Source organism: Allobosea sp. OK403, from assembly GCF_900113835.1.
Lineage (GTDB): Bacteria > Pseudomonadota > Alphaproteobacteria > Rhizobiales > Beijerinckiaceae > Allobosea.
In genome coordinates, this window is sequence record NZ_FOQV01000004.1 from 263,808 (window position 1) to 284,418 (window position 20,611).

The 20,611-nt window shown below is 66.9% G+C and carries 18 protein-coding genes; 4 read left to right on the plus strand and 14 right to left on the minus strand.

Annotated features, from left to right (window positions below; all coding sequences use genetic code 11):
* The first annotated feature begins 20 nt into the window (after positions 1 to 20).
* Together BMZ97_RS17360 and BMZ97_RS17365 are read left to right on the plus strand one after the other, a co-directional pair.
* Complete coding sequence (locus tag BMZ97_RS17360) at positions 21 to 692, plus strand: LON peptidase substrate-binding domain-containing protein (protein ID WP_092172112.1); 672 nt, start codon at positions 21 to 23, stop codon at positions 690 to 692.
* On the plus strand, positions 689 to 2,086 hold the full coding sequence (locus tag BMZ97_RS17365) for an MFS transporter (protein ID WP_092172115.1): 1,398 nt from the start codon (positions 689 to 691) through the stop codon (positions 2,084 to 2,086). Before BMZ97_RS17360 ends, BMZ97_RS17365 begins: the two co-directional genes overlap by 4 nt.
* Before the next feature lie 138 nt (positions 2,087 to 2,224).
* Here BMZ97_RS17365 and BMZ97_RS17370 read toward each other — a convergent pair whose 3' ends face one another.
* The 7 genes from BMZ97_RS17370 to BMZ97_RS17400 form a co-directional block, all read right to left on the minus strand.
* Complete coding sequence (locus BMZ97_RS17370) at positions 2,225 to 3,661, minus strand: homospermidine synthase (RefSeq protein WP_092172117.1); 1,437 nt, start codon at positions 3,659 to 3,661, stop codon at positions 2,225 to 2,227.
* A gap of 162 nt (positions 3,662 to 3,823) precedes the next feature.
* Complete coding sequence (locus BMZ97_RS17375; RefSeq protein ID WP_092172120.1) at positions 3,824 to 4,651, minus strand: phosphodiesterase; 828 nt, start codon at positions 4,649 to 4,651, stop codon at positions 3,824 to 3,826.
* A 142-nt stretch (positions 4,652 to 4,793) separates the two neighbouring features.
* Positions 4,794 to 6,125 (minus strand): ABC transporter substrate-binding protein, encoded by a 1,332-nt coding sequence (locus BMZ97_RS17380; protein ID WP_092172123.1) that lies wholly within the window; start codon positions 6,123 to 6,125, stop codon positions 4,794 to 4,796.
* Positions 6,126 to 6,137: 12 nt separating this feature from the next.
* Positions 6,138 to 6,971: a carbohydrate ABC transporter permease gene (locus tag BMZ97_RS17385; RefSeq protein WP_092172126.1), complete on the minus strand. Its 834-nt coding sequence runs from the start codon at positions 6,969 to 6,971 to the stop codon at positions 6,138 to 6,140.
* Positions 6,968 to 7,876: a carbohydrate ABC transporter permease gene (locus tag BMZ97_RS17390; RefSeq protein ID WP_244546464.1), complete on the minus strand. Its 909-nt coding sequence runs from the start codon at positions 7,874 to 7,876 to the stop codon at positions 6,968 to 6,970. Before BMZ97_RS17390 ends, BMZ97_RS17385 begins: the two co-directional genes overlap by 4 nt.
* Positions 7,877 to 8,012: 136 nt before the next feature.
* Complete coding sequence (locus tag BMZ97_RS17395) at positions 8,013 to 8,564, minus strand: GNAT family N-acetyltransferase (protein ID WP_092172129.1); 552 nt, start codon at positions 8,562 to 8,564, stop codon at positions 8,013 to 8,015.
* 299 nt (positions 8,565 to 8,863) lie between these two features.
* Positions 8,864 to 10,009, minus strand: a complete 1,146-nt coding sequence (locus BMZ97_RS17400; RefSeq protein ID WP_092172132.1) for a type III PLP-dependent enzyme — start codon at positions 10,007 to 10,009, stop codon at positions 8,864 to 8,866.
* Between the two features lie 790 nt (positions 10,010 to 10,799).
* Between BMZ97_RS17400 and BMZ97_RS17405 the strand changes: the two genes are divergently transcribed.
* Positions 10,800 to 12,386, plus strand: coding sequence for an OpgD/OpgG family glucan biosynthesis protein (locus tag BMZ97_RS17405; protein ID WP_092172135.1), 1,587 nt, complete (start codon positions 10,800 to 10,802; stop codon positions 12,384 to 12,386).
* Between the two features lie 183 nt (positions 12,387 to 12,569).
* On the opposite strand, the gene BMZ97_RS17410 is transcribed toward BMZ97_RS17405, so the two are convergent.
* Both BMZ97_RS17410 and BMZ97_RS17415 read right to left on the minus strand, forming a co-directional pair.
* On the minus strand, positions 12,570 to 13,139 hold the full coding sequence (locus tag BMZ97_RS17410) for a DUF4337 domain-containing protein (RefSeq protein ID WP_092172138.1): 570 nt from the start codon (positions 13,137 to 13,139) through the stop codon (positions 12,570 to 12,572).
* A 99-nt stretch (positions 13,140 to 13,238) separates the two neighbouring features.
* Complete coding sequence (locus tag BMZ97_RS17415; protein ID WP_092172141.1) at positions 13,239 to 13,628, minus strand: RidA family protein; 390 nt, start codon at positions 13,626 to 13,628, stop codon at positions 13,239 to 13,241.
* A 345-nt stretch (positions 13,629 to 13,973) separates the two neighbouring features.
* Between BMZ97_RS17415 and BMZ97_RS17420 the strand changes: the two genes are divergently transcribed.
* Positions 13,974 to 14,639, plus strand: coding sequence for an AprI/Inh family metalloprotease inhibitor (locus tag BMZ97_RS17420; protein WP_175525610.1), 666 nt, complete (start codon positions 13,974 to 13,976; stop codon positions 14,637 to 14,639).
* A gap of 184 nt (positions 14,640 to 14,823) precedes the next feature.
* Here BMZ97_RS17420 and BMZ97_RS17425 read toward each other — a convergent pair whose 3' ends face one another.
* From BMZ97_RS17425 to BMZ97_RS17445, 5 genes are all read right to left on the minus strand, one after another.
* Positions 14,824 to 15,438, minus strand: coding sequence for a GNAT family N-acetyltransferase (locus BMZ97_RS17425; RefSeq protein WP_175525603.1), 615 nt, complete (start codon positions 15,436 to 15,438; stop codon positions 14,824 to 14,826).
* A gap of 117 nt (positions 15,439 to 15,555) precedes the next feature.
* A complete protein-coding gene (locus BMZ97_RS17430) occupies positions 15,556 to 16,974 on the minus strand; it encodes an ABC transporter ATP-binding protein (RefSeq protein ID WP_092172147.1) in 1,419 nt (472 codons plus the stop codon).
* On the minus strand, positions 16,971 to 17,834 hold the full coding sequence (locus BMZ97_RS17435; RefSeq protein WP_092172150.1) for an ABC transporter permease: 864 nt from the start codon (positions 17,832 to 17,834) through the stop codon (positions 16,971 to 16,973). Before BMZ97_RS17435 ends, BMZ97_RS17430 begins: the two co-directional genes overlap by 4 nt.
* On the minus strand, positions 17,831 to 18,784 hold the full coding sequence (locus BMZ97_RS17440; protein ID WP_092172153.1) for an ABC transporter permease: 954 nt from the start codon (positions 18,782 to 18,784) through the stop codon (positions 17,831 to 17,833). Before BMZ97_RS17440 ends, BMZ97_RS17435 begins: the two co-directional genes overlap by 4 nt.
* A complete protein-coding gene (locus BMZ97_RS17445) occupies positions 18,781 to 20,328 on the minus strand; it encodes an ABC transporter substrate-binding protein (RefSeq protein ID WP_092172156.1) in 1,548 nt (515 codons plus the stop codon). The genes BMZ97_RS17440 and BMZ97_RS17445 overlap by 4 nt, the downstream gene beginning before the upstream one ends.
* Positions 20,329 to 20,611: the final 283 nt, after the last annotated feature.

The window sequence follows — 20,611 nt, forward strand, 5'->3', positions numbered from 1 at the left end:
AGCTCAAGGAGCCACCGCAGATGGGCATGAATGCCGTCTACAACGGAGCCGAGGATTGCCCGCTGGTGATCCCTGTCTTCCCGCTGGCCGGCGCCCTGCTCCTGCCGCGCGGACAGATGCCGCTCAATATCTTCGAGCCGCGCTACCTCGCCATGGTCGATGACGCGATCCGCACGCATCGCGTCATCGGCATGATCCAGCCCGAGCCCGAGACCGGTCGCCAGACCGGCGAGCCCGGCCTGCTCCAGGTCGGCTGCCTCGGGCGGATCACGCAATTCGCCGAGACCGGCGACGACCGCTATGTGCTGACGCTGACCGGCATCAGCCGCTTCCGGATCGTCGAGGAGCTCTCGGTCAGCACGGCCTATCGCCAGGCCCGGATCTCCTATGATGATTTCCTGATCGACTTCACCGCCCGGGCCGGCGAGGACGAGGTCGATCGCAACGGCCTGCTCAAGGCGCTGCGCGCCTTCGCCAAGGCCAATGAGCTCAAGATCGACTGGAAAGGCGTCAACGAGGCGCCCAACGAGGCCCTGGTCAACGCGCTCTCGATGATGTGCCCCTTCGGCCCGCGCGAAAAACAGGCGCTGCTGGAGGCGCCCAGCCTGAAGAACCGCGCCGAGGTGCTGGTCGCGATCACCGAGATCGAGATCGCGCGCGGCGGCGGCGCCCCGGAGACCACGCTGCAGTGAACCTGGCCGTCAAGAGCGCGGATGCGCAGCCCATCAGCTATCCGCCCCGCCGCGCCGTCACGGCCTGGCTGTTCTTCGATTGGGCGGCCCAACCCTTCTTCACCCTGATCACGACCTTCGTCTTCGCGCCCTTCTTCGCGGCGGCGCTGGCCTCGGACCCGATCGAGGGCCAGGCGCTCTGGGGCTATGCGACCGGCTTTGCCGGCTTCTGCATCGCCCTGCTCTCGCCGCTGCTCGGCGGCATCGCCGACCGCACCGGCCCGCGCAAACCCTGGATCGCGACTTTCGGGGCGCTGCTGGTGCTGGGCTCCGGCATGCTCTGGTTTGCTGTGCCGGGCTCTAGCTCGGCGGTGCCGATCGCGCTTGCAGGCTTCGTCATCGCCACGATCGGCGCCGAATTCGCCACCACCTTCAACAATGCGATGATGACGCGGCTGGTGCCGCCGGAGCGGCTGGGCTGGCTCTCGGGCACCGGCTGGGCGATCGGCTATCTCGGCGGCCTGCTGTCCCTGGCGATCACGCTCGCCTTGCTTGCCGCCGACCCGCAGACCGGCAAGACCCTGGCAGGGCTGACGCCGATCCTGGGTCTCGACGCCGCCGCCCGCGAGGGCGACCGCTTCTCCGGACCGCTGACCGCGCTCTGGTTCATCATCTTCGTCGCGCCGATGTTCTGGCTGACGCCGGATTCGGCCAAGACTGGCATGCGGCTTGGCGAAGCGGCCAAGGGCGGCGTCGGCCGGCTGAAGGCGACGCTCGCCGAATTGCCGCGCCTGCCCTCGCTCGGCCGCTTCCTGCTCGCCAATATGATCTATCAGGATGCGCTGGTAGCGCTCTTCGCCTTTGGCGGCATCTACGCCGCCGGCGTCTTCGGCTGGCAGACCATCGAGCTCGGCATCTTCGGCATCCTGCTCACCGTCACCGGCACGCTCGGCGCCTGGCTCGGCGGCAAACTCGACGATGCGATCGGCGGCAAGCCCGTGGTGCTGGGCGCGATCGCCTGCCTGCTGCTCGCCTGCCTCGGCATCCTCTCGCTCGGGCTCGACCATATCCTCTTCGTCATCCCTGCCGCTCCCGCCACTGCAGGCGACGGCCTCTTCGCCTCGCTGCCGGAGCGGGTCTATCTTGGCCTCGGCCTGCTGATCGGCCTCGTCGCCGGCCCCTTGCAGGCCTCCTCGCGCAGCCTGATGGCGCGGATCGCGCCCGAAGGCCGCGTCGGCGAGTTCTTCGGGCTGTTTGCGCTCTCGGGGAAGGTCACATCCTTCCTGGGGCCGACGCTGGTGGCGCTGGCGACGACGATCTTCGACAGCCAGCGCGCGGGCCTCGCCGTACTGATCGCCTTCTTCCTGGCCGGCGGGGTGCTGCTGGCCGGCGTCAACGTGAAACGCGGACTGTAGGGCGCATGTCATTCCGGGGCGGCCCGGAGGGCCGAACCCGGAACCCATGACGGGGTACGATGTCGACCGGCCTCGATCGCGAGCCCGGTCGTGGGTTCCGGGTTCAGGCGCTGCGCGCCTGCCCCGGAATGACATCCCTCACCGCACCAGGATGTTGCGGAACTGCCAGGGATCGCTCTCGTCGATATCCTCGGGGAAGAAGCCCGGGCGGTTGTCGAGCGGCGTCCAGTCGGTATAGGCGCCGGTGACCGGCCCGAGATAGGGCAATTGCACCTCGAGGCAGCGGCGGAAGTCCATCTCGTCGGCCTCGACGATGCCGGCATTCGGGTTTTCCAGCGCCCAGACCATGCCGGCGAGCACGGCCGAGGTCACCTGCATGCCCGTGGCGTTCTGGTAAGGAGCGATCCGGCGCGTCTCCTCGACGGAGAGCTGCGAGCCATACCAATAGGCATTCTTGCCATGGCCGTAGAGCAGCACGCCGAGCTCGTCGATGCCGTCGACGATCTCGTCCTCCTCGAGGATGTGCTGCTCCTCCTGCACCTGCCCTGCATTGCCGAACATCTCGTGCAGCGAGAGCACGGCGTCATTGGCCGGGTGATAGGCGTAATGGCAGGTCGGCCGGTAGACCGGCTTGCCCGCCTCGTCGCGCACGGTGAAATAATCCGCGATCGAGATCGACTCGTTATGGGTCACCAGGAAGCCGTATTGCGGCCCCGGCGTCGGGCACCAGCTCCGGACGCGGGTGTTGGCGCCGGGCTGGAGCAGGTAGATCGCGGCCTTGCAGCCGACCTCATGCTCGCGGCCGTTCTCCGGCATCCAGGTCTCATGCGTGCCCCAGCCGAGCTCGGCCGGCTGCATGCCCTCGGAGACGAAGCCCTCGACCGACCAGGTGTTGACGAAGACGCCACGCGGCTTGGGGTGCTTGGCGCGCTGCGTATCGCGCTCGGCAATGTGGATGCCCTTGACGCCGACCTGCTGGGCGAGCTTGCCCCACTCCTCGCGGGTCTTGGGTTCGGGCGTCTGCAGGCCAAGATCGGCGGCGATGTTGAGCAGGCCCTGCTTGACGAACCAGGAGACCATGCCGGGGTTCGCCCCGCAGCAGGAAACCGCCGTGGTCGTGCCGGCCGGGCGGGCATGCTTGGCGCCGATCGTCGCCTCGCGCAGCGCATAGTTGGAGCGCTCGGCCGCGCCCTTGCTGTGGTCGAAATAGAAACCGAGCCAGGGCTCGTTGACGGTGTCGATATAGAGGGCGCCGAGATCGGAGCAGAACTGCATGATGTCGAGCGAGCCGGTATCGACCGACAGGTTGACGCAGAAGCCCTGGCCGCCGCCGATCGTGAGCAGCGGCTCCAGCAGCGTCTTGTAGTTGTCCTGCGTCACCGCCTCCTGGATGAAGCGGATGCCACGCTCGTCGAGCAGGTCACGATCAGCATCATCGGGCGCGATCACCACGAAGCGCGACCGGTCGTACTCGAAATGCCGCTCGATCAGCGGCAGCGTGCCGCGGCCGATGGAGCCGAAGCCGATCATCACGATCGGGCCGGTGATCTTTCCGTGTACAGGCCAGTTGCTCATTCTCGGGTTGTCTCCTTCGCGATTACGCGTCGTTGGTGGAAATGGCCGTGCATGGCCATCGCCGGCTCGTAGGGGGGAAGCGCGCCTTGAGTCAAATCATGACAGGCCGGCTTTGCGAGAGCCGGATACGAAAAACCGGTTCCCACTTTTTCGCATCCTGCTCTAATGGGCTCCGGGATAATCGGCATCGAGCACGAAGGGATAAGGCCCCGCGAAACGCTCGACATAAGCCGTGTGACTGACGAAGCCCGCGCCCTCGCGCCAGCTATGCAGCAGATAGGCCGCCGGCTCCATATGGAAAGTCGCCGCACCGTCATCGCTCAGATCGAGCGTCACCTGATGCGTCACGCTGGGCGCGATCTGCGCGATGGTGCCGGCAAAGCGCGTCACGATCGGCCGGTGGTGATGGCCGCAGACGATGCGCTCGACATTGGGATGGCGCGCGACGATGGCGGCGAAATCCGCCGCGCCCTCGAGCAGGCGGATGGCATCCATATGCGCGATGCCGCAATCGAAGGGCGGATGGTGCATGAAGATCGCCACCGGCTTGCCGTTCGCCTCGGCGAGCGCCCGTTCGAGCACGGCAAGCCGCGCCGAGCAGAGCCCGCCAAAGCTCTGCCCCGGCACCAGCGTGTCCAAGCCGATCAGGCGCATCGGCCCGAGATCGGCGACGAACTGGATGAAGCCGCCATCGCGCACGGTGTGCGGATCGAGCTTCAGCCCGGCGAGCAGCGTCTCGCGACGATCATGATTGCCCGGCAGCAGCAGAATCGGCATGTCGAGCCGGCTCAGCAAGCTCTGCAGCAACTCATATTCCTCGGCCAGCCCGCAATCCGTCAGGTCCCCGGTGATGACGAGGACGTCGGGGCGCGGCCGTAAGGCGGCTACCGCATCGAGCGCGCGTTCGGTCAGCGCATTGGTCTCGGAGACGCGATAGGCCGGCTTGCCGCGCGGGCGGATATGCAGGTCGGTGATATGGGCGATGAGCATGGCTGGTCTCTGAGATGGCAGATCCGCCGTCATGGTCGGGCTTGTCCCGACCATCCACGTCTTCATCTGCCGAGGGTGGTGTTCAAGACGTGGATGCTCGCCACAAGGGCGAGCATGACAGTTGTGCGCGGGAAGACCGAGCTCAGTTCGTCGGCAGCTTCAGCGCGGTCTGCTCGACATAAGGCCGCATGACCTCGTCGGCGGTCTTCTGCGCCGCGACCAGCGCCTCCTTCGGCGACTTCTTGCCGGAGAGCACCGCCTGCAATTCGTCCTCGATCGCCTTGCGGACGGGGACGGTCTTGTAGGTCGCGAACCACGGCTTGGCGAAGGCGAGCTGGTCGACCGCCACCTGCGCATCGGGGTTCTTCGCCATGAAGGCCTTCATGTCGGGCAGGTCATAGGCCTTCATATTGGGCGCGAAATAGCCGGTGGCGCGGCTCCACCAGCCGGACTTCTCGGGTGCCGTCATCCAGGTGATCAGCGTCCAGGCCGCCTTCTTGCGGGCCTCCTCGACGCCGGTCGGGATCACCAGCGAAGCGCCGCCGATCGGCACCTGGTTGCGAACGTTCTTCGGCACGAAGGCGACCTTGTAAGGGAACTTCGCATTGCTGCGGATATAGGTCAGCGAACCCGTCGACTGCAGCATCATCGAGGTCTGGCCGGAGAGGAAGGCGGCCGAGACCGCGCCGCCGGCCTGCACGCCGGGCGGATGCGCCTTCTGCTTGGTGACGAGGTCCGACCAGAAGGTCAGGGCGCCCAGCGTCGAGGGCGCGTCGTAATAGACCTCGCCCGCATAATCGAGATTGAACCAGCGCCCGCCATTGGAATAGGTCAGCGCCTGCAGCAGCCAGCCGCCGGTGTCGTAATTCGACGGCGCCATCACGCCCCAGCGGGTGACGCGGTCGCCCTCGCGCTTGGTCAGCTTCTTGGCGGCCTCGGCGAACTCCTCCCAGGTCTTGGGCGGGTTTTCCGGATCGAGGCCGGCTTCCTTGAAATGCTCGGCATTGATGTAGAGCAGCGGCGTCGAATTGTGGAAGGGCACGCCATAGACCGAGCGGTCGATCACGGCGTTGCCGTAGAGCGCCGGGAAGAACTGGCCCATGAACTCGTCATTGCTCTTGCCGTCGGCCTTGACCAGATCGTCGAGCTTCTGGATCTCGCCCTCGATCTTGAGATCGAGCAGGAAGTTCGCTGACATGATCGCCGCCGCCGGCGGCTTGCCGGCCTTCATCGCGGCGCGGGTCTTGATCAGCGTCTCGTCATAGCTGCCGGTATAGACCGGCGTCGCCTTGATCGCGGGATGCGTCTCGTTGAACTCCTTGATCATGGTGGCCATGTCGCGGGCGAGCTGCCCGTCGACCGGAACCGGGAAGAACAATTCAATCTCGGTGGGAGCCTGCGCGAAAGCCGGAGAGAGCGCGAAGCTCGCGGCGAAGGCCGCGCCTGCGAGGACGGAGCGACGGGTGGTCGTCATGTTGGCTACCTTTTACTTGATACCGGATGAGACGAAGGAATTGACGAAGGCGCGCTGGAACAGCGCAAAGGCGATCAGCAGCGGCGCGCTCACCATGAGCGTGCCGGCCGCGATGACGCCCCAGGCCTGCGCGCCCTCGGCGCCGCGCGTGAAGGTCGCGAGCCCGACGGTGAGCGGGCGCAGATCAGGCGAATTGATCACCATCAGCGGCCAGAGGAACTCGTTCCAATGCGCGGTGACGGAGACGATCGAGAAGGCGATCAGCGAGGGCTTCGCCAGGGGCAGATAGATGAAGCCGATGCGCTGCCAGACATTGGCGCCGTCGATCAGCGCCGCATCCTCGAGCTCGCGCGGGATCACCTTGAAGGCCTGGCGCATCAGGAAGGTGCCGAAGGCCGAGGCGAAATAGGGCGCCATCACGCCAAGCAGCGTGTCGTAGAGCCCGAGCTTGGCGACCATCACCAGATTGGGCACCATCAGCACGACCGGCGCGAGCATGAGCTGGAGCAGGAAGAGATAGAAGCAGAGCGTGCGGCCGGGAAACTCGATCCGCGCGAAGACATAGCCGGCTAATGTCACCGTGACGAGCTGGACGGCGAGGATGCCGAAGCTGATGATCATGGTGTTCAGCGTGTAGCGCGGGAAATCGGCCGAGCTCCAGGCCTCGGCGAAATTGGCCAGCGTCGGGATGTAGCGCGGCACCAAAGAGGCCATGCCGGCCCCCATGCTCTCGGGATTGAAGGCCGCGACCAGCATCCAGATGAAGGGCACCATCCAGAGCGCCGCGATGGCGAGCGTCGCGCCATAGCCGAGCCTGGGCGAGATCTCGCGATTGGCGACGCTCATGCCTCGCGCTCCCCGAAGGAGCGTTCGAGCGTGCGCAGCGAGGAGGCGGTGATGGCAAGCAGCAGCGCCAGCATCACCAGCGTGCCCGCCGCGGCGCGGCCGGCGTCATAGCTCTCGACCGCCTGCTGATAGACATAGAACAGCAGGAGATTGGTCGAATCCGACGGCCCGCCCTTGGTCAGCACGAAGACATGGTCGACCTGCGTCACCACATTGAGCAGGCCGATGACCAGCACGAAGCCGATCGTCGGCTTGAGATAGGGCAGCGTGATGTAGCGCAGGCGCTGCCAGGGGCCGGCGCCGTCGAGGATCGCCGCCTCATAGGCGTCCGCCGGCACGGCCTGGAGGCCCGCCAGGAAGAACAGCATGTAGTAGCCGGCATTCTTCCAGATCGTCAGGCCCATGATCGAGTAGAGCGCGACATCGGGATCGCCGAGCCAGTTCGGCCCGCTCAAGGCGAGCTTGGCGAGGTGGTAATCGAGCAGCCCGACATTGGGCAGGAACAGGAACAGGAAGATCGAGGCCGCAGCGACCAGCGGGATCAGCACCGGCAGGAAGAACAGCGCCCGCAGCAGCGTATTGACCCGGTTCGACTTGGCCAGCGCCATGGCGAAGCCGAGCGCCAGGACGAGGCTCGGGACCACCGTACCGAAGGCATAGACCAGGTTGTTGGCCAGCGCCTTGCGGAAGGCCGCGTCGCCGAAGAGCTTGAGGAAGTTGTCGAGCCCGACATAGACCTGCGGGCCGCCGATCTTCTGCTGGTTGTGCAGCGCCTGCCAGGCCACCTCGACCACCGGCCAATAGGTGAACAGCGCCAGGAACAGCAGCGAGGGCGAAAGCATCGCGAAGGCGAGCAGGGTCGTGCGCCGCGGCCGCCATTTCGCGACCCGCCACTGCGTTGCCATTCCCGTCACAAGTACCGCGTCCGCCATCATCCCACCTTTGGCGGGGGTCATGGCGGCGACGGGCGACGAAGCCGCTACAGATCAATGACGAAACCATGACAGACCCGGCCAAAGGCCGGGTCCAAGTGGCTTATTTTCAGGCAGCGCGCCGGATCGGCTCCGCCAAGACCGGCACGGCCAGGACCGGCGCGGTGTCCAGACGCCCCGTCGCAGCCAGCATGCCCCTGGCGCCGGCGAGCGCGCCGTCGCGCAATTCGAGTGCGAGGAAGCGCTCGCGCTCCACCGGGCCCGGCATGGCGAGATCGCGCGTCAGCGCGGCGGAAAAGCCGAAGCGCTCGTAATAGGGCGCGTCGCCGACGAGCAGGATCGCGCCATGTCCACGGCAGGCCGTGCGCCAGATCACTTCCCGCATCATCGCCTTGCCGACGCCCTCGCCCTGGAGCTCAGGCGCGACGGCCAGCGGGCCGAGCAGCAGCACCGGGACACCGTCGGCCTCGACATGCCAGAGCCGCACGGTCGCGACGACGACGCCGTCGCGCTCGGCGATCAGGGCGAGACCCTGGGCCGGCAGCCGGCCCTCGCGCAGGCGCTCGCTCGACTTCGCCGCCCGGCGCTCGCCGAGGCACAGATCGAGCAGGGCCTCGCGGGCCGCGACATCGGAGGGGATTTCCTCGCGGATCGTGATCATGACGCACCTCCGGCCGGAGCGCCTGCAAGACAACCAAGGTTGCGCAGACCTTCCCGGCGCCGCGCGAACGCGGCCACAAATGGCAAACGATGTGGGATAGAGGGTCCGGCGGGAGCCACGGCCGCGACGCTCCCTTCTGGAGGCGCGGACGCTCCGCCCGAAATCGCTGGGCGGCCTGCCGCTCATGGCAGGGCGCTTCGCCGGACCCGATTGGTGAGGGGCGCGGGATACGCGCCCCTAGTTCAGGTGCATGATGTGGTCCGAAAACCGGTTCCCACTTTTCGGCATCATGCTCTGCGTCAGATGACGTATTGCCTCAGCGGCGGGAAGCCGTTGAAGGCGACGGCCGAATAGGTCGTCGTATAGGCGCCCGTGCCCTCGATCAGCACGCGATCGCCGATCTCCAGGCTGAACGGCAGCATGTACGGCGTCTTCTCGTACATGACGTCGACCGAATCGCAGGTGGGGCCAGCGAGCACGCAAGGCACCGTCGCATCGCCGTCGCGGGCAGTGCGGATCGGGTAGCGGATCGCCTCGTCCATGGTCTCGGCGAGACCGTTGAACTTGCCGATGTCGAGATAGACCCAGCGCACATCGTCGCTCTCGGCCTTCTTCGAGATCAGCACGACCTCCGCCTCGATCAGCCCGGCCTCACCGACCATGCCGCGGCCCGGCTCGATGATCGTCTCGGGCAGTTGGTTGCCGAAATGCTTCGACAGCGCCCGGAAGATCGCATCGCCATAGGACGGCACGCCCGGAATCGGCTTCAGGTAGCGCGCCGGGAAGCCGCCGCCGAGATTGACCATCGACAGCGAGAGACCGCGGGTGGCGCATTCCTTGAAGACCGCCGAGGCCGAGGCCAGGGCGGAATCCCAGGCGTTCACATTCGCCTGCTGCGAGCCGACATGGAACGAGATGCCGTAGGCGGTCAGGCCCAGGCGATGGCCGTGCTCGAGCACGTCCGCGGCCATTTCGGGCACGCAGCCGAACTTGCGCGAGAGCGGCCAGTCGGCACCGGCGCCGTCGCAGAGGATGCGGCAGAAGATGCGCGCATCCGCCACGCCGACCTTCTCGGCCGAACGGGAGACCTTGTCGACCTCGGCCGTGCAGTCGACGGCGAAGAGGCGCACGCCGAGCTCCATGGCGCGCACGACGTCGCGCTCCTTCTTGATCGTGTTGCCGAAGGAGATGCGGTTGGCGGTCGCGCCGGCCGCGAGCGCGAGCTCGATCTCGACGACCGAGGCGCAGTCGAAGCAGGAGCCGAGCTTGGCCAAGAGCCCGAGCACTTCCGGCGCGGGATTCGCCTTCACGGCGTAGAACACGCGCGTGTCGGGGAGAGCCCGCGAGAAGGCATGATAGTTCTCGCGCACGACATCGAGGTCGATGACGACGCAAGGCCCATCCTCACGGCGGGTGCGAAGGAATTCACGGATGCGCTCGGTCATGAGACGCTGCTCCTCCGGCGCAGGCGGCGCCGATGCGACATGAAGCCGGCTAAGCCGTCGGCGATTCAAGGCGCGATGGAGACGCCAAGAACAGCCGAACAACTAAGTTCGGACTCTGATAACCGTCGCTTGGGGAGACCCCGCACGCCCGGCAATGAAGGACAAGCCTCTTCGGTGCTGGTCTTTGGAGGACCAGCGAGACCAAAAAAAGCCCGTTCCGTCGTTGCTTTAAGCTGCGTCCCCCGTGGAGATTCGGGGTTCGCCGGTTTCGCCTCCGGCTGCCAGTCGCTGTTCGGTGACAGTTCCCTTGGGAGGAACCGGGAGCGTGATTTGAGGGGATATCCATCCCCCTCCATCCGTCTCCAACACCTGGCGGCTGTCCGGCCTCTTGTCCGGATGCCCACCGACTGACACGCGGCCACAGGCACGTGCGAATTGGGTGAACGCGATATACGGATTGCGGACCGCGACTACAAGTTTTTTTTGCCCCCTCGCCGTGGATTTTTGCGCCGCGGATTTTTTGACGAACGCGGCCAGCGGACCGCGTCCGTCCTGCCGGCAAAGGACTCAGGCCCGCTTCTCGCAGAAGCGGGTGCGGCTTCCGAACGGGTGCAGCTTCAGACCGGAGCGCGAGAGCTGCATGGAGATCGGGGCATTCCGCCTGCGGCATGTCAACGGCGCGCGGCACCGCAAGCTGCCGCGCCTGTGCCCTAGACCGGCCCCAATTCATCGCCTAAGTCACTGTCTCGACATGCCTTCACGGGCAATCGCGATAGGGTTTCCGCGTCACATGATCCAGACCGACCGCCGCCAGATCCTGGCAGGCCTCGCCGCCGTTTTGAGCCTCTCAGCGGCGCCCTCCGCCTTGCTGGCCCAGCAGCCCGAGCCGCAGCAGCCCGCCCCCGCGCCGCCGCAGCCGCGCTTCGGCTTCGACGAGGTGGTGCGCCGCGCCCGCGAGATCTCCGGCGTTCCCTACGAGCCCGGCCCGACGCTGCCAGAACCGCTCTCGAAGCTCGACTTCGATTCATGGCGCGATATCCGCTTCCGGCCCGACCGGGCGCTGCTGGCGCAGAACGGCTCGCCGTTCCGGATGCAGATGTTCCATCCCGGCTTCCTGTTCACCCGGCCGGTGGTGGTCAATGTGGTGCGCGACGGCGTGCCGACGCCGGTGCCCTACTCCGCCAGCCTGTTCGATTACGGCAAGGTCAAGTTCGAGAAGCCGCTGCCGGTCAATCTCGGCTTCGCCGGCTTCCGGCTGCACTACGCGCTGAACGACCCGCGCGTGCTGGACGAATTGATCTCCTTCATCGGCGCGAGCTATTTCCGGGTGCTTGGCCGCGAGCAGCGCTATGGCCTCTCCGCGCGCGGGCTGACCATCGGCGCGGGCGTGCCCGGCGGCGAGGAGTTCCCGATGTTCCGGGAGTTCTGGGTCGAGGCGCCCACCGCCAATGCCGAGCGCATCACGGTCTACGCCCTGCTCGATTCGGCCTCCGTCACCGGCGCCTATCGCTTCCACATCTATCCGGATGTCGACAGCGTGGTCGACATCGCCGTCACCCTGTTCCCGCGCAAGCCCATCGAGAAGCTCGGCCTCGCGCCTTTGACCTCGATGTTCTTCACCGGCGAGAATGACCGCCGCTTCCATGACGATTTCCGCACCGAGCTGCATGATTCCGACGGGCTGATGATCCATTCCGGCACCGGCGAATGGATCTGGCGGCCGCTGCGCAATCCGCGCCAGCAGGCGGTCTCCTCCTTCGTCGAGCGCAATGTGCGCGGCTTCGGCCTGATGCAGCGCGACCGCGTCTTCGAGCACTATCAGGATCTCGACCTGAGCTATGAATTGCGGCCGTCCTATTGGATCGAGCCGCTGGGCGATTGGGGCGAGGGCGTCGTCGAACTGGTCGAACTGCCGACGACCGACGAGACCAACGACAATGTCGTCGCGCTCTGGGCCCCGAAGACGCCGCTCGAACCCGGCCGCGAATTCTCCTTCGGCTACAAGCTGACCGCGATGCTCGATTCAGCCGATCTGCATCCCGGCGGGCGCATCATCAACACCTATCAGGCCAAGCCCAAGGCGCTCGGCTCGGGCGAACCGGTCACCGAGGGCGCCCGCCGCTTCATTGTCGATTTCGCCGGCGGCGACCTCGAATACCATCTGCGCCAGCCCGACAAGGTCGAGATCGTGCCCTCGATCGCCTATGGCCGCATCGACCGCGCCTTCATCGTGCCCAACCCCAAGACGCAAGGCTTCCGCGCCTTCATCGACATCGTCGTCGAGCCCGGCCAGGTCGCGGAGATGCGCGCCTTCCTGAAGAGCGGCGAGAAGACCTTGACGGAAACCTGGAGCTATCCCTGGCAGGCGGAAAGCTGAGGCCCAGAGCGTTTTCGAGCGAAGCGGATACCGGTTCGCTCGAAAACGCGTCAAAACAAGGAACTGGGCTGGCCGATAGTGATGCCGCTGTTTTCATAAGCTTGAACATCAAGGAAAAACGCGCCGTCATCCCGGACAAGCCGCGTTAGCGGCGCGCTCACATTATCGGCCAGACTCTGAGGATCAGGTCAGCAGCTTGACCAGCCAGTCCGGATGCAGACCCCAGCCGAGGAAACCCGCCAGCCCCATCACGATGCCGGTGCCGCCCGACACCCAGGCAAGGCACAGCAGCATCCAGCTCTCGGTCAAGGCCGCGACCGCCGCGGCCGCGATGGCGATCGAGATCAGCGCATCGGAGATGTCGAACTGGTCGTCCTGGAAATTGAGCTTCTCGATCGAGGCCTCCAGCCCCTTCGCTTTTTCGAACAGCGTCTTGGACGAGGCGTCGTAACCGGCGATCGCCTCGTCGTTGCGCTTCTGCTCCGTCGCGACGGCCTGCGCATCGAGACCAGGCAGGTTCGCCGTGAGGCGGATCGTCTGATTGGCCGCCTCGACGATGTGCAGCTTCATCCGCGCCGCCTGATATTCGTTCCAGCTATCGACCGAATCGGCCTTGGCCGTCTGGATGGCCTGGACGATATTGTCGTCCTTGATCTTGGAGACAGCGGTGAACACCGACAGGATGACCACCGTCACCGCGACGAGGCTGTTCATGCGCTTATTGGCGCTGTCGCTCTTGGTCTCGATATCCATGATGCCCCGCTTGTTCCGTCCAAGCCTGCAATAGCTGATTCCCGGCGCGTGCGGGTATCCCGCCCCGGAATCTCTCGACCGCGCCCCGCGCGGCCGCTCTCACCCGTCCGAAGCTGCTGCAACGACCTCGATCTCGACCTTGAACGCCGGCAGCGTGAAACCCGAGACGATCATCAGCGTCGAGGCCGGCGGCGGCGAACCGACATGAGCGTCGCGCGATTCCATATAGCCCTTCATATGGGCGCGGTCGGTGACATAGGCGTTGATGCGCACGATATCGGCCAGCGTCATACCGGCTTCACCAAGGATCGCCGCGATATTGGAGAAGCAGAGATCGGCCTGGGCGCGGACATCCTCTGGAACCGTCCCGTCCGGGGCGACGCCGAGCTGGCCCGAGCAGAAGACAAGCCGCTGGCCGGCCGGCAATTCGACGCCATGGCTGTAGCGGGCGAAGGGTTTGGCGATCGTGGACGGCGCGAGCGGCTTCATGGCAAAGGTCTCCAGGCAGGCGGCAAGACTATGCCTTGCGAGCGGGCCTGGAACCAGAGCGCACGTCGCGGGTTCGCAAGCAGCCGGCCCCGCTCTAGACCATCGGCTTGGCCCCCGAACCGGTTCCCGCTGTCCGGGGCAAGCCGATGCATAATCAAAGTTTTACAGCATCAGACCGAATACGATATTCGGTCTGATGCTGTAAAAGGGACGCGACGACGTCCTGCTCATGCCATGTTCAGCCGGCGTGGCCATGATCGGAGACGGGACGTGCAGAATGATGATCGGACGGAACGCCGCATGACCACCAAGACCGCAGGCAGGCCTCGCACCGCAGGCGCGGCCATGCTCCTCAAGGCCGTCGGCCTCGTGCCCCTGCTCGCCTTGACCGCCTGCGCGGGCTCGCAGCGTTTCACCCTCGACGGCCCCGGCCGATCGGGCATGCCGACCTACGACCCGCCGCCGCTGCAATCGGCGCCGCCGATCAGCTCCGCGCCCGTGACCTCGGAGCCCCTGCCCCCGCCGGGCGGCTATCCGGTCGCCTCTGCGCCGGCCTCGCCCGGCGCCTTGCCGCCGCCGCAGGACCCCTACTACAACCCCAATGCTGGCGCTCCCGTGAGCGCGGCTCCGCCATCCGCCCAGCCCGGCGAGGTGCCGGCCCTGCGTGGCGGCGGCGGCCAGGTCGCCACCCTCGGCGGCGGAGCCGGCCCGGCACGCGGCGCGGTTTCGTCGCGCGATGGCGTCGTCGGCAACTGGACGGCGCGCGAAGCCACCGGCAGTTCCTGCAAGGTCCAGCTCTCGAGCGCGCCCGCGCTCGACCTCTACCGCGCCAATGCAGCCGGCTGCGCCAATCGCGACCTGCAGAAGGTCACCGCCTGGGACTATCGCGACGGCGAGGTCTATCTCTATCAGCAGGGCGGCTCGGTGGTCGCGCGCCTGCGCGCCTCCGATGGCGGCGCCATGAATGGCGCCGTGACGAAATCGGGCGCCGCGCTCTCGCTCAACCGCTAGGTCTAGCCGATATTCGGACTTCGCCTTGACCCGTCATTGCGAGCACCCGGGTCTTGCCTTCGGCAAGCCCGAGTACAAGCTCCGCGAAGCAATCCAGGGGCCGTCGAGCAAGCCCTCCTGGATTGCTTCGTCGCTGACGCTCCTCGCAATGACGATTTAAAAGCGCTCTGGCGGCGCGAGCCGGTCAGGCGCGCGAGGAGCGTCCGAACAGCGCCTGCGGCCAGAATTTGCGCTGCAACGAGAGCGCCAGCGTGGCAAAGCCCTTGGCGTTGTCGAAGGCCTCGTCGAGGATGGTGAAGGGCGTCGGTCCGCCGGTCGCGATCGAGCCCTCGACGTCGTTGTAGCCGCCGACGAGATCGGCCTCGAACTTGCGCGCGAGACGACGCATCGCCGCATTTTCCGGCAGGCAGGTCATGTAGAGCGTGCGGATGCCGCGATTGCGTCCGGCCGTGATCAGGCGGCTGAACAATTGCTCGCCGAGCCCGCGCCGGCGCCAGGCCTTCTCGACGCTGAAGGCGGCCTCACCGGTCTGGGTGACAATGTCCTCCAGCCCGCGCAATTCGGCCGCGCCGCGAACCTCGCCCTCTTCGATATAGGCATAGACCAGCCCGCCGACGCCGAAGGTCGTCGCAGCATAGTTGACGAGGAAATCGTCGTTCACGGCCGTGCCGAAGCGCTCGCGCCGCGTCACCGCGTCGAGCCGGAGCAGATGGGCGGTGAAGATGTCGCGTTCCGTGGGCCAAAGCCGACGGATTTCACCATGGCCGGTCACAGCGCCGGCCTTTTTGGAACTTGCCAATGTCATCTCCTGTAACAGCGCGAAATCGCTGCGCTACCGACCAGGAGGCGTGTCTTCCCTAACTTGAGCGTTAGATCGTATGTTGCAGCGCACAATGCAAGAGGCGTACTGCCGAATTCAACGCCCGATCGTGATCACATCGTCGGCCGTCGCCGCCAGCAGGGCCCGGTCATGCCCGATCAGCACAAGTCCGACCCCCTCGCCCGCAACGATCTCCCGCAGCAGCGCGATCGTCTCGCGCTGGACCAACGGATCGAGCCGCGAGGTCGGCTCGTCGGCGACGATCAGCTCCGGCTTCATCAGCAGGATGCGCGCCAGCGCCAGCCTTTGCGCTTCCCCGCCCGAGACCTCCCCGGCCTGGCGCCGCAGCAATCGCGGATCAAGCCGCAGCCGCTCGAGCAGGGGCGGCAGATCGCGGGCGAGATCGAGCTCGGGCGCGACCTCCTTGAGGTCGGCGAGCTGCAGGCCGGTGCTGCGGCCGGGCAGGAAGACGCTGGCGGGATCCTGATGCAGCTTCTGGTAGCGGCGACGCAGGCGCTTCAGCGCCGCGCGATCGCGATAAGGGTCGCAGCCGGCCCAGCTCACCTGGCCGGCATCGGGCGCCTGCAGCCCGAGCAGGATGTTGCCGAGCGTGGTCTTGCCGCAGCCGCTGGGGCCGGTGAGCGCGAGCACGCCACCGCGCGGGACATGGATGTCGAGCCCCTCGAACAGCGCCGGCCGGTCCCGGAAGCCGAAACGCAGGCCATGGCCGGCAAGCACCGGAGCATCGACCGCGCAGCAGCGCAGGCTCGGCCGCCAGCGCGACGGATCGGCCTCGATCCAGGCGCGGGTATAGCTCTGGCGCGGCGCTGCGAAGACGGCCGCGCTCTCGCCCTGCTCGACGATGCGGCCTTCGCGCAGCACCGCAAGCCGCCCGCCGAGCGCGCGCGCTAGCGCGATGTCATGCGTGATCACCAGGAGCGCGCGCCCGGCCTGCCCAAGCGAGAGCAGGAGATCGCGCGTCTGGCCGAGCCTTTCGGAATCGAGCCCCTTGCTCGGCTCGTCGGCGATCAGCAGCGGCGCGCGCCCGACCAGGACGGAGGCGACGAGCACGCGCTGCGCCATGCCGCCCGACAGCATCGGCGGATAGGCCTGCGCGATCTCCGGCGCGAGCCCGACGGCCTGCAGCGCCGCCACGGCATCATTTTGCCGCGTCCTCTCGAAGAGCTGGCGGCCGATGCGCATCGTCGGATCGAGCGCCGCGCGCGGCTCCTGCGGCAGCAGCATGGTCTCGCGCGACCAGAACAGCCGCAGGAGCCCGGCCTGCCCGGCATCGACCGGCGCATGGCCGTTGATCGCGATCGTCCCGCTTGCCGCGAACCCCTGCGGCAGGAGGCCCATCACCGCCTGGGCGATCAGGCTCTTGCCGCTGCCGGTCTCGCCGATCAGGACCAGCGTCCCGCCGGCCTCGACCTCGAGATCGACGCCCGCGACCACCAATGCGCCATGGCCTTCGCGAATGGCGAGACCGCGGATGATGAGGGCGGGCGGGCTCATCGTTCGGCCTCCTGGCCGGAATCGGGCTCCGACAGCACCTGCCCGAGCAGGGTCGCGCCGAGCACGGAGATGAAGATCGCCAGGCAAGGCGCCGCCATCTGCACCGGCGCCTCCGAGATGTAAGGCAGGAGTTCGCTGATCATCGCGCCCCATTCCGGCGTTGGCGGCTGCAGACCCAGCCCCAGGAAGCCGAGCGCCGAGATCGACATGATCGCGGCCCCCAGCCCCAGCGTCGCCAGCGTCGTGGTCTGGCGCAGCACGGCGGGCAGGACGTGGCGGATCAGCAGGGTGCGGGCCGGGAAACCCGCCAGTCGCGCCGCCTCGACATGCGGTTCCTTGAGCTCGCCCTGCGCGATGGCGCGCGCCATCCGGGCGAATTGCGGCCACAGCGTCAATTTGATGCCGATCAGCATCGGCAGCACGCCGCCGCCGAGAAAGCCGGAGATCACCAGCGCCAGCAGGATGCCGGGAAAAGCCAGCATCAGATCGGCGAGACGCATGATCGCCATGTCGCTCCAGCGCCCGGCATAGGCAGCGATCAGGCCGAGCCCGAGGCCGAGCCCCGTGGCGGCACCGACGCAGGCGAGCGCGATCCCCAGCGAGCGGCCCGCCCCATGCGCCAGCCGCGCGAACACGTCGCGCCCGACATGGTCTGTGCCTAGCGGATGCGCGAGCGAGGGTCCTTCGAGCGCATGCAGCAGATCCTGCGCTGTGGGATCATGCGGCGACAGCAATGGCCCAAACAGCGCGAGCCCAGCCACGGCAGCCAGCAGGACAAGCGGCAAGGCGAGACCGGCCTTCAGCCGATCCCCTCTCTCAGCCCTCGTCCTGATGCGTTCGGAAACCGCCTGCCCGCTCATGCCGGAAACCTCGCAGCCTGGCGCGGGTCGAGGGCAAGGCAAGCGAGATCGGCCAGGAGGTTGACGCCCGCATAAACCAGCCCGATCACCAGCCCTGCGCCCATCACCACCGGCACGTCGCGGGCGAGCAGCGCCTTGACCAGCAATTCGCCCAACCCGGGATAGTTGAACAGCATCTCGACCACGACGAAGCCGTCGACCATGTAGGCGAATTGCAGGGCCGCAAAAGTCGCAACCGGGATCGCCGCATTGCGCACGCCGTGATGGCGGAAGGCCGATGCGGCCGAGCGCCCCCTGATCCGCGCGAAGGTCATGTAGAAGGCGCCGCGCACCTCGACCACCGCATTGCGGATGATCCTGACCGAGAAGGCCGCCAGGCCCAGCGCCAGCGTCAAGGCCGGCAGGACCATATGCGCACCTGTCCGGTAGCCCGCCGGCGGCAGCCAGCGCAGGCTGAGCGCGAAGACCGAGATCAGGCCGATGCCGACGAGGAAGCTCGGCAGCGAGGCAAGCGCGACCGCGATGCCCGTCGTTACACGGTCGAGCCATCCCCCCGGCGCAAAACCGCAGGCAATGCCAAGCGGCAGGGCGATAAGATAGGAGACCAGCCAGCCGAGAGCGCCCAGGCCGAGCGTGAAGCGGCCGTGATAGGCGATCTCCTGTCGCACCGGCTGGCGCGAGACCAGTGATTGGCCGAGATCGCCGGTCGCGACGCGGCTGAGCCAGGCGGCGTATTGCACGGCCAATGGCCGGTCGAGCCCCTCCTCGCGGCGGATGCGCTCAGTCGTCTCGACCGTCACCCGCTCATCGCCGACGCGGGCCGCGGCGATGCGCAGCGCCATGTCGCCGGGCAAGGCATGGATGAAGCCGAAGCACAGCGTCGCCAAGAGCCAGGCCGTCAGCGCGGCCTGCGCAGCGCGCGACCCGAGCAGCGTCAGCGCCGGCCTCACTTCCAGGCCATCCGTTCGACGAGGTAGCGCATCTCATAGGGGTCGATCGCGACATTCTTGATCCGCCCGGATACCGCGACGCTGTGTTCGCTCCAGGAGACCGGGACGACGGGCATCTGGTCATGCAGCAGGGCGATGATCTGCCCACGCAGCTCGTCCTTGCGGGCGTCGTCGAAGCTCGCGAGATAGGCCTCCGTCAGGGCCTTGACCTGATCCCGGCCATCCCAGCGTACCGTCCCCCAGACCGAGCGCTCGCGCGTGAAGTCGGGGATGATCGTCGCGATTGGCTCCGGCACATTGACATAGGTGCGCGAGACGAGCGTGAACTGCATGGTCCCGTCCTTGATCGCGGCGGGAACGCTGTTGCCGGGACCAACCTCGATCACGACCTCCATGCCGATCCCACGCAATTGCGCCTGGATGGCTGATGCCATGACCGGCAGCTCCGGCCGGTTAACCAGCGTCAGGAGCTTGGCCGCGAGGCGGACGCCGTCCTTGACGCGGATACCGTCGCCTGCCGCGATCCAGCCGGCCTCGTCGAGCAGCTTGCGCGCCGCCGCGGGATCATGGGCGATGGCGGGCAGACCCTGGCGATACCAGCCCGTCATGATCGGCGGCAGGAGCTGTGAGGCACTCGAATCCGGATGGCGCAGGATCGCCTTGGCGATGCCGTCGCGATCCACAGTCATGGCGATGGCGCGGCGGACGCGAAAATCGGAAAATTGCGGCAACCCGCTGTCGAAGAACAGCGCGCGAACCCGCGGAATGGTCAGGCTCTCGACCTTCATCTGGCCGGCGGCATTGATCCGCGGCGTCGCGATGGGGCTGAGCGTATAGACGAGGTCGGCGTCCCCAGCGATCGCGATATTGGCGCGGGTGTCGCCATTGACCACCGCCATGTAGCGCAGCTTGGCGATGGCGGGCCTGGGCCGCGCATAGCCTTCGAAGCGGTCGAGCTCCAGCGTCGTCTTGCCGTCGATCGCGGTGAGCTTATAGGGCCCGGTCGCGACGATCTTGATGACCTTGCCGTCAGTGCCGTAAGCGGAAGGCGCGAGCACGATCGACGCGTAATCGCACAGGAAAGCCGGCAGCACGCTGAAGGGGGTGCTGGTGCGGATCACCACGTCGGCGCCATCGACGGACACGCTGTCGAGCGGCACGGCCGAAAGGCTCTCGCCGATGAAGGACTGCTTCAGGCTGGCCGCCACGGCCTGCGCCGTCACCGGGCTTCCGTCATGGAAGCTCAGCCCCGCGCGCAGCTTGAAGCGCCAGCTCAACTTGTCCTCGGAGACCGACCAGCTTTCAGCGATGCCGCCGACCAGCTGGCCTTCCGGCTCGACCTGCACCAGCGTCTCCGCAACTCCGAGGCGGGTCAGGATATAGCCGATATCGGCCGGGTCGTTCGAGGTGTACTCCCAGGGCGCGACCACGCGCAGGACAGGCTCGCCCTGCTGGGCCAGGGACGCCGAGCCGAACAGGGCTATGACAGGCAGGACCGAGGCCAGCCTGATCAGGGCGCGGCGCGACATCGTCGTCAGATTCATGGCGGCAATCTCCGATGGGAAAGGATCAGCCCGGCTCGCGGGCGCAAAGGATGAAGGATCGTCCTTGAGCCGCACGCAGCGCGCACGCGGTCACCACGCTGCCCGGCGCGATCATTCGCGCCCAGCCCGCCAGTTCCGCGTCGGAGCGGATCCTGTGGTCTGGGGAGAGAGCGACGATCGCGGCACGTCTCGTCCGACAGGAGCGGATTTCGTCCGTCAGGCCGAAATCCGTTCCTCCGGAGGCGATAGCCTCGGTGTCTAGGGGGGCAGCATTCGACATCCG

What these genes read in the sequence shown, in the direction of transcription:
- BMZ97_RS17360 (WP_092172112.1), top strand. Translation starts at nt 21, where the DNA reads ATGGGCATGAATGCCGTCTACAACGGAGCCGAGGATTGCCCGCTGGTG.
- BMZ97_RS17370 (WP_092172117.1), bottom strand. Translation starts at nt 3,661, where the DNA reads ATGAGCAACTGGCCTGTACACGGAAAGATCACCGGCCCGATCGTGATG.
- BMZ97_RS17375 (WP_092172120.1), bottom strand. Translation starts at nt 4,651, where the DNA reads ATGCTCATCGCCCATATCACCGACCTGCATATCCGCCCGCGCGGCAAG.
- BMZ97_RS17380 (WP_092172123.1), bottom strand. Translation starts at nt 6,125, where the DNA reads ATGACGACCACCCGTCGCTCCGTCCTCGCAGGCGCGGCCTTCGCCGCG.
- BMZ97_RS17385 (WP_092172126.1), bottom strand. Translation starts at nt 6,971, where the DNA reads ATGAGCGTCGCCAATCGCGAGATCTCGCCCAGGCTCGGCTATGGCGCG.
- BMZ97_RS17390 (WP_244546464.1), bottom strand. Translation starts at nt 7,876, where the DNA reads ATGGCAACGCAGTGGCGGGTCGCGAAATGGCGGCCGCGGCGCACGACC.
- BMZ97_RS17395 (WP_092172129.1), bottom strand. Translation starts at nt 8,564, where the DNA reads ATGATCACGATCCGCGAGGAAATCCCCTCCGATGTCGCGGCCCGCGAG.
- BMZ97_RS17400 (WP_092172132.1), bottom strand. Translation starts at nt 10,009, where the DNA reads ATGACCGAGCGCATCCGTGAATTCCTTCGCACCCGCCGTGAGGATGGG.
- BMZ97_RS17405 (WP_092172135.1), top strand. Translation starts at nt 10,800, where the DNA reads ATGATCCAGACCGACCGCCGCCAGATCCTGGCAGGCCTCGCCGCCGTT.
- BMZ97_RS17410 (WP_092172138.1), bottom strand. Translation starts at nt 13,139, where the DNA reads ATGGATATCGAGACCAAGAGCGACAGCGCCAATAAGCGCATGAACAGC.
- BMZ97_RS17415 (WP_092172141.1), bottom strand. Translation starts at nt 13,628, where the DNA reads ATGAAGCCGCTCGCGCCGTCCACGATCGCCAAACCCTTCGCCCGCTAC.
- BMZ97_RS17420 (WP_175525610.1), top strand. Translation starts at nt 13,974, where the DNA reads ATGCTCCTCAAGGCCGTCGGCCTCGTGCCCCTGCTCGCCTTGACCGCC.
- BMZ97_RS17430 (WP_092172147.1), bottom strand. Translation starts at nt 16,974, where the DNA reads ATGAGCCCGCCCGCCCTCATCATCCGCGGTCTCGCCATTCGCGAAGGC.
- BMZ97_RS17435 (WP_092172150.1), bottom strand. Translation starts at nt 17,834, where the DNA reads ATGAGCGGGCAGGCGGTTTCCGAACGCATCAGGACGAGGGCTGAGAGA.
- BMZ97_RS17445 (WP_092172156.1), bottom strand. Translation starts at nt 20,328, where the DNA reads ATGAATCTGACGACGATGTCGCGCCGCGCCCTGATCAGGCTGGCCTCG.